Origin of the sequence: Mesorhizobium sp. M6A.T.Ce.TU.016.01.1.1 (genome assembly GCF_003997065.1) — a bacterium.
Classification (GTDB): Bacteria; Pseudomonadota; Alphaproteobacteria; order Rhizobiales; family Rhizobiaceae; genus Mesorhizobium; species Mesorhizobium mediterraneum.
This window is the reverse complement of record NZ_RZTJ01000086.1, coordinates 1-1,193: the sequence shown is the minus strand read 5'-3', so window position 1 is coordinate 1,193 and position 1,193 is coordinate 1. Positions and strand designations below refer to the sequence as shown.

Below are 1,193 nucleotides of genomic sequence, written 5' to 3'. Positions count from 1 at the left end.
GAGACCTTTGCACAGAAGCCGAACGGTGATTCTGTGGTGAAGGTTGGAGCAGGGAGATTCGGGATGGCGGATCGTGTTTTGGGTCAGTTGAGTCTGGCGGACGGTCTGGCGGCGTCGGATGAGACGATTTTCGACCTAGTATCGAAGGAACTGGACTGGGCGCCGATCCGAACATTGCTGGGTCAGCGCAGCGGTCCTGGCTCGGGCAACACCAGCTATCCGGCGGAACCGCTGGTGCGCTGTCTTTTGCTGGGCATGTGGCATGGGCTGAGCGATCCGGCGCTTGAGGCGCAGATCCGGGACCGATTGTCGTTCCGCCGCTTTGCCGGTTTCAGCCTTTCGGACCGCACGCCCGACCATTCGACACTGTGGCGCTTCCGCGAGGAGCTGACGCGTGAGCGACTGATCGACAAGGTCTTTGAGGAGATCAACCGTCAGCTGGAGGAGAAGGGCCTGATCGTCAAGCGCGGCACCTTGGTCGATGCCACGTTCCTGCAGGCTCGTGGCCGTCCGCCCAAGCAGCCGAAAAAGGGCCACCAAGGTCCGGTCAAGCCGTCGGCCGACAAGGATGCGCGTTGGGGCAAGAAGGGCAAGAAGAGCACCTTCGGCTACAAGATGCACATCGGCGTCGACCAGGAGCACACCTTGATCCGGCGTGTCGAGGCGAGCGACGCCTCGGTCACCGACACCGAGCCGGCCGACCAGTTGATCTGCGGCGACGAGAAGGCGGCCTATGGCGATCAAGCCTATTACACCCACGCCCGCCATGCCCGGCTCGCCGCCGCCAACATTAAGGACCGGCTGATGCGGCGGCCCAACAAGCATCACCCCGAGTTGCCGCCGCGCCACAAGCTGCGCAACCGGCTGATCGCCAAGGTGCGGGCGGCAGTGGAGCGGCCTTTCGCCGTGTTCAAGGAGCGTTACGGCATGCGACGCCTGCGCTTCTTCAACCTCGCCACCAACCGCACGCAGTGCATACTGGCCGCCTGCGCTTACAATCTGCGCACCATGATTGGCGTCCTCTATCCACCCGATGAGAGGCGGACATGAGGGAGGAGTGCGTCCACAATCCGGCAGGATGGCTGCCTAAACCGACAAAGGCCTCGCAAGGGCCGCGGAAAACCGCTCTGCCGGCCTTCAAAAAGGCCCCCACTGACCACCGAACTCCACTTCGCTCCCCGTGCAAAGCCCTC

General features: G+C 63.3%; 1 protein-coding gene. It reads left to right on the top strand.

All coding sequences use genetic code 11. The features are described 5' to 3' along the window. Positions 1-63 precede the first annotated feature (63 nt). Positions 64-1,050, top strand: a complete 987-nt coding sequence (locus EOC94_RS33325) for an IS5 family transposase (protein ID WP_126103272.1) — start codon at positions 64-66, stop codon at positions 1,048-1,050. Positions 1,051-1,193 lie beyond the last annotated feature (143 nt).

Coding starts and splice junctions, on each gene's coding strand:
- EOC94_RS33325 (WP_126103272.1), top strand. CDS start 64: ATGGCGGATCGTGTTTTGGGTCAGTTGAGTCTGGCGGACGGTCTGGCG.